Here is a 6,056-nt window from a genome sequence, read left to right as displayed (position 1 = left end):
TTGGCGATGCCGTCCGCCCGGTTGGGCTCGCTGACATCTCCGCAAAGGCTTGACCGTAGCAACGACGGTCAGGACCACACGGTTTTGCCGTACGCACGGCCCGCTTGTTCGCCGCATTATCTCCCGACGTTGTCGACGTTGCCGGAAGAATGCTGGCGAGACGAACCTGACAGCGCCGCTCGTCGGCACGAAGCCTCGGGCTCACGGAGAGCAATCCGCCCTGCCCTTGACCTCTCGCGCCCGACGCTGCCGCGTCCACCGCAGGCCCGGCTCGCGAAACGTGACGACACATGATCGCCCCTCAAGGGTGAGCCGGGATGGGCGATACATACGACAAATCCGAATTTCGGTAAAGTAGAATATTTTCACGAAAGCGGCTTGACGCCGCATCAGGGTGTTTTGCCCGACGGGTCGTGGGAGCCCGTTTGCATGAGCGGCGTCGACCAACCGCGGCAATTCGCTACCCGCCAAAATCCCGCGGGCTGAACGGCAGGTCCATCACCTTCCATTCGTCGTATTTGTCGACCGGCAGCATCTTGTAGGGCTGGCAGGCCTGGAGCGCGCTCATCGCGGACTGCACGAGGGCCACCCCCTTCGCGGAAGGCGGGGCTTCGATCAGGATCGGCGGGCGCGCCAGCCCGCCGTCGGTGGCGAAGACTGCGCGCAGCTTGATGTGCACGTTGTCGGTCGGTGCGACCTCGGCCGGCAGTTTTGCGCAGCTTCTCAGATGACGACGAAGCTCGGCGACAACCTCGGCCGGCAGCCTGGCTGCGATCGAGTCCTTGGCGTCGCCGCCATCGTCCTTGGGGAGGTCTTTCGGTTCGGGCGGCAATTCAGGCGGCAGGCCCAGCATGACGCCGTACTTGACGGTGACGTCCGGCTCCGGAGGCCGGTAGGTCGGAGGCGCGGCCTGGGGCTGCGGCATTGCGGGCGGCGGCTGCTGTGCCGGTGGCTGCGGCATCGACTGAGGCTGAGATGGCGGCTGTTGCGGCAGTGTGTTGGCCTCGCGCGGCGGCGGCGAAGGCTGCTGCTGCGGTTGCTGCTGTGCGGACCGTTGCGGTGGTTCGGGCGATACCTGCGGCGACGGTGCCGGCTGCTTGGCCGCAGGCTTCGGCGCCGCGTCTGGCTTGTCCTTGTCGGTGAAATCCAGCTTCGGCAGTTTCAGATCGGGGGGCGGCTCCGGCGGCTTCTCCTTCGCCGGCTCCTTGGTCTCCTGCTCCTTGACCTCCTCCTTCACCTGCTCCGGCGTAACGATGTCGACCGAAACCGTTTCGGGCGCCTGGCTGCGAAACGGATGCACCTCGCTGATCAGGATGATCAACGCCACCAGCGTCAGATGCGCGATCGCCGACGCTGCAATGTCCGTCCGTATGATCTTCCGCAGTTCCATCGCCCGATCTTGGGTTGCCGCCCTGCTCCTACCATACCGGAACGGCCCCTCAATCCCATTTTGGCGCGAAGCCAAAATCGGTCAGGCGGCACTGCCAATGGCAGCCCCGGCAGTTCGCCGGATATTCAGCGCAGTGCTAACAGGAGGTTCGTGTCAGGCTTTGGCGAGCGCCTGGAACACCGTGTCCGGCGCATGCGCGATCACCGCGAGCAGCGCGCGGGCCGGTCCGCGCGGAGCGCGCTTGCCCTGCTCCCAGTTGCGGATGGTCTCGACGGGCACGCCGAGTTTGGCGGCAAACTCCATCTGGGTGAGGCAGGCGCGACGGCGCAAATCGCGCACCGCGAGCGAACTGGTGTCAGCCGGCACTGCATTGGCCGCAGGTTGGACCGGAAACTCCTGCCCGTCCCGCAACTCGACGATCCGTCCGTCCGCCTTCAGCCGCAACCGCATGTCCATTCCCCCAAGCGCGGGCGATGATGCGGCAGGTCGCTTAAATTCGGATTAAAGACACGGTCTCGTGCCCCGGACGCAGCGCAGCGCTCCTTCGCGGTGCGCTGCAGAGCCGGGGCCCATCCTGCCACGATGTTGGTGCCGCTTTCTGGGTCCCGGTTCTGCGCAGCAGCGCTTGCGCGCCGCAGCGCGCCCGGGACACGAGAGCTGCCCGCTCCGCTGCCCACCCCCGTCATTGCGAGGAGCGCTTGCGACGAAGCAATCCAGACTGTCGCCGTGAAGGGATTCTGGATTGCTTCGCTGCGCTCGCAATGACGAGGAGAGAGATTCGCCTCCCCCTACTTCAATCCAAACCAAAGCGTCGCGATGCCGAGGAAGGAGAAGAATCCGACGACGTCGGTCACCGTGGTGACGAAGGTGCCGGAGGCCACCGCCGGATCGGCCCTGACACGTTCGAGCGCCATCGGGATCAGGATGCCGCCGAGCGCGCCGGCGACGAGGTTACAGATGATCGCGAGCCCGATCACCATGCCGAGGCCCGGGATCTTGAACCACGCCACCGCCGCGATGCCCGTGATCACGGCGAAGGCAAGCCCGTTGACGAGGCCGACCAGCGTCTCGCGCATCACCACGCGCCAGGCGTTGAAGGAACCCAGCTCGCGGGTCGCAAGCGCGCGCACCGCGACCGTCATGGTCTGGGTCGCCGCATTGCCGCCCTGGCTCGCCACGATCGGCGCGAGCACCGCGAGCGCCACCATCTGTTGGAGCTGGCCCTCGAACAGGCCGAGCACGGAGGACGCCAGGAAGGCGGTGGCGAGATTGACCAGCAGCCAGTTGAAGCGGCCGCGCGCAATCGTCAGAAAGGTGTCCGACAGCCGTTCGTCGCTGGTGACGCCGCCGAGCGCCTTGAGGTCCTCGTCCGCCTCCTCCTCGATGACGTCGACGACGTCGTCGACAGTGATGACGCCGACGAGGCGGTCCTGGGTGTCGAGCACGGGCGCGGCGACGAGATTGTACTTGCCGAACATGCGCGCCACCTCCTCCTGGTCCTCCAGGACGGAGACGCGGCGGCGATCCTCGTCGGTGAGCTCGGTGAGCGGCACCGGGCGGCGCGAGCGCAGCAGCACGTCGAGCGGCACGGCGCCCTGCCAATGCTGGTCCTTATCGACAACGTAGATCTCGTAGAAGCGGTCGGGCAGATCCGGCGCCTCGCGCATGTAGTCGATCGCCTGGCCCACGGTGAAATCCTGGGGCACCGCGATGAACTCGGTCTGCATCCGGCGGCCAGCGGAATTTTCCGGATACAGCAGGCTGCGCTCGAGCGCGACGCGCTCCCGCAAGGGCAGCTTTTCGAGGATCTCCTCCTGCTCCGCCTCGTCGAGGGTCTCGAGGAGCTCGACCGCGTCGTCGGATTCGAGCTCGCGGACGCCCTCGGCGACCGTCTCCGGCGGCAGCTCCTCGAGGATCTCCTCGCGGACGGTCTCATCGACTTCGTTCAGCGCGGAGAAGTGGAAATCGCGTCCGGTCAGCTCGACCAGGCGGACGCGGTCGTCGGGCTGCAGGGCCGCGATCAAATCGCCGAGATCGGCCTCGTGCAGCTCGGCAACGCAGGCGCGCAGCGCGGTGCTGTCGCCGGCCTCGATCGCATGGGCAATTTCCTCGACGAATTCGTGACGAATTTCGCCGTCTTCATTGCGCATCGGCACGTGGTCGAGTACCGAGGCCTCCGCGGATGCGGCACCTTCGCTATGTTGATCCATGGCGCGGCTCGCCGTTCGACAGGTTGGAACGAGTGGTCTGAGCTGATGGCTCAGGCAATACCCACAAGGCAACAGCGAGCGCAATGACAAAGATGCTTCGACTGAGGTGGATCTCGATGTCGGTCGGCGCGGTCCTTGCTGGCCTCAGCTGCATCGCCTCGACTGAAGCCGCCGACTGCCCGCGCAAGGACGCGCTCGGCACCTCGCGGGTGCTGAGCGTCGACGCCAAGACCACGCCGCGCGCGGGCTTGAAGAGCTTCCCGCAGACGCTGCCCCTCGCCGATCACGAGGTCGTGCTGACCTTCGACGACGGTCCGCACCCGCCGACGACATCGAAGGTGCTGGCGGCGCTGGCGCAGGAATGCGTGCGCGCGACCTTCTTCCTGATCGGCCTGCACGCCTCCGAACATCCTGATATGGTCAAGCGCATCGCGCGCGAGGGCCACACCATCGGCCATCACACCTGGTCGCATCCGTTCATGGCTCGAATCCCGTTCGACAAGGCCAAGGGTGAGATCGACCGCGGCATCGCGGCCAACGAGATGGCCCTGAAAGGAGTGTCGACCACGACGCCCTCGACGCCGTTCTTCCGCTTTCCCTATTTCGAGGCGACGCCGGCCCAGCTCGACCTGCTGCAGTCGCGCGGCATCGTGGTGTTCGGGGCTGACCTCTGGGCCAGCGACTGGAACGAGATGACGCCGGAGCAGGAACTGAAGCTCGTCACCGAGCGCCTGGCCGCCGCCGGCAAGGGTATCATCCTCTTCCACGACCCCAAGGCACGTACTGCCGCGATCATGCCGGCCTTCCTGCAATATTTGCGGGAAAAGAGCTACCGCGTCGTTCACGTCGTGCCGGCAGCGGCGCCGCAGAAGAACGCCGACGCGCATTGATGCCGGAATGTCACGCCGGGGCAAAATGGGGTGATTGGGGCCCTATTAACAATCTGTTCATGCTACGACATGCAAAGATGGAAGGGGGGACTCTCGAAGGGTCTTGCGGCGGAACCGTTTTGAGGCATCTCCGACCTGCTATGGCGGCAATCGCATGTGAGGGCAGACGAAGTTCATGATCGGAAGTAGCGTTGTTCTCCGGACGCGATCGTGCATCGTCCTTTGTCTTGGGTTCCTGACCATCGGTTCGCCGGCGGCCCTCGCAGGCGACTGCCCCGGCCATCCGGACGCGCTTGGCACCTCCCGCACCCTCGTGGTGGATCCGCGCGAGCATCCGCGCATCGGCACCATGCAGTACCGCGAGACGCTGCCCCTGAAGGACCATGAAGTTGTCCTGACCTTCGATGACGGTCCCTTGCCGAAATATTCGAATCAGGTGCTCCAGATCCTCGCCGACGAGTGCATCAAGGCGACCTTCTTCATCATCGGCGGCCAGGCCAAGGCCAACCCGGAGGGAGTGCGCAAGCTGGTGGCGGCGGGTCACACCGTTGGCACCCACAGCATGAACCATCCCCTGACGTTCGACAGGATGCCGATCGAGAAGGCCGAAACGGAGATCAACGGCGGCATCGAGTGGACTTCGGCCGCCATGACCGATCCGTCCAAGCTTGCGCCGTTCTTTCGCATTCCCGGCCTGATGCGCGCCGAGGGCGTCGAGAACTATCTGATCTCGCGCGGCATCCAGGTCTGGAGCGCGGACTTCCCGGCCGACGACTGGCGCCACGTGTCGTCCGACCGCGTCTACCAGCTCGCGATCCAGCGGCTGGAGGCCAAGGGCAAGGGCATCCTGCTGCTACACGACATCCAGGCCCGCACGGTGGCGGCGCTGCCGAAGATCATCCGCGACCTCAAGGCGCGCGGCTATCGCATCGTGCACGTGGTGGCTGCGACCGCCGACCGGCCGGCGACGCCGACCACGCCCGTGGAATGGCTGCTGCATCCGCCGACGGAGACGGTGCCGATCGCACGCTGGCCGGGCGTCCCGAACTTCGTGTTCACGCAGACTACAACGCTTCCGGCGCCCTCTCTTGCCGATCTCAATGCGCAGACGGCGCATCAGCCGCTGCTGCCGCGCCGGACCAGGGCCCGGGCGGATGTCGCATCCACACTGCCCGTGCCTGACCGTGATCTCTTTGCGATCCCGGAAGGCTCGATCGAGGTCCTGCTCTCCACGACCTTGTCGCGGCGTGCCGCAACGCGGCTGGCGATGGCGGCCGAGACGCCTCGTGGGGCCAAGGGCAAGGCCGGCAAGTCGCGCGCACCTCGGAACGCACAGCCCGCGCATGCCACACCGAATCCTGCCACGCAGGCCAAGCGCACGGCGCCCCGCCCGACCCACGTTGCCACCGGCGTGAAGAAGCGCGCCTGAAGCGCGATGAGATTGGGATAAATCGTCATCGCGCTTTAGGTTATCGTTTGAGCATGATCTCCGCGCAAACGCGTTCCGCGTTTGTCGCGAGGGAAAACCGCTGCACACTTTGCGCTAACGCGGCCCTTCGGATCCGG

At 65.9% G+C, this 6,056-nt stretch carries 5 protein-coding genes; 2 read left to right on the top strand and 3 right to left on the bottom strand.

Annotation, left to right across the window (positions count from 1 at the left end):
* Window positions 1-460: 460 nt before the first annotated feature.
* From tolA to mgtE, 3 genes are all read right to left on the bottom strand, one after another.
* Window positions 461-1,390: a cell envelope integrity protein TolA gene (tolA, locus tag AC630_RS41570; RefSeq protein WP_074124204.1), complete on the bottom strand. Its 930-nt coding sequence runs from the start codon at window positions 1,388-1,390 to the stop codon at window positions 461-463.
* A gap of 153 nt (window positions 1,391-1,543) precedes the next feature.
* Window positions 1,544-1,846, bottom strand: coding sequence for a helix-turn-helix domain-containing protein (locus AC630_RS41565; RefSeq protein WP_074124202.1), 303 nt, complete (start codon window positions 1,844-1,846; stop codon window positions 1,544-1,546).
* Window positions 1,847-2,178: 332 nt separating this feature from the next.
* Window positions 2,179-3,600 carry a magnesium transporter gene (gene mgtE, locus AC630_RS41560; protein WP_074124201.1) on the bottom strand — a complete coding sequence of 474 codons (1,422 nt, stop codon included), beginning with the start codon at window positions 3,598-3,600 and terminating at the stop codon, window positions 2,179-2,181.
* Window positions 3,601-3,716: 116 nt separating this feature from the next.
* On the opposite strand from mgtE, the gene AC630_RS41555 reads away from it, so the two are divergent.
* Window positions 3,717-4,490, top strand: a complete 774-nt coding sequence (locus AC630_RS41555) for a polysaccharide deacetylase family protein (RefSeq protein WP_074124199.1) — start codon at window positions 3,717-3,719, stop codon at window positions 4,488-4,490.
* A 175-nt stretch (window positions 4,491-4,665) separates the two neighbouring features.
* Entirely contained in the window at window positions 4,666-5,919 is a 1,254-nt protein-coding gene (locus tag AC630_RS41550; RefSeq protein WP_074124198.1) for a polysaccharide deacetylase family protein, read from the top strand.
* Window positions 5,920-6,056: the final 137 nt, after the last annotated feature.

The sequence above is a fragment of the Bradyrhizobium sp. AS23.2 genome (assembly GCF_001908185.1).
Lineage (GTDB): Bacteria > Pseudomonadota > Alphaproteobacteria > Rhizobiales > Xanthobacteraceae > Bradyrhizobium.
Note: the sequence above shows the minus strand (reverse complement) of the source record. Positions and strands in the feature narration are given on the sequence as shown.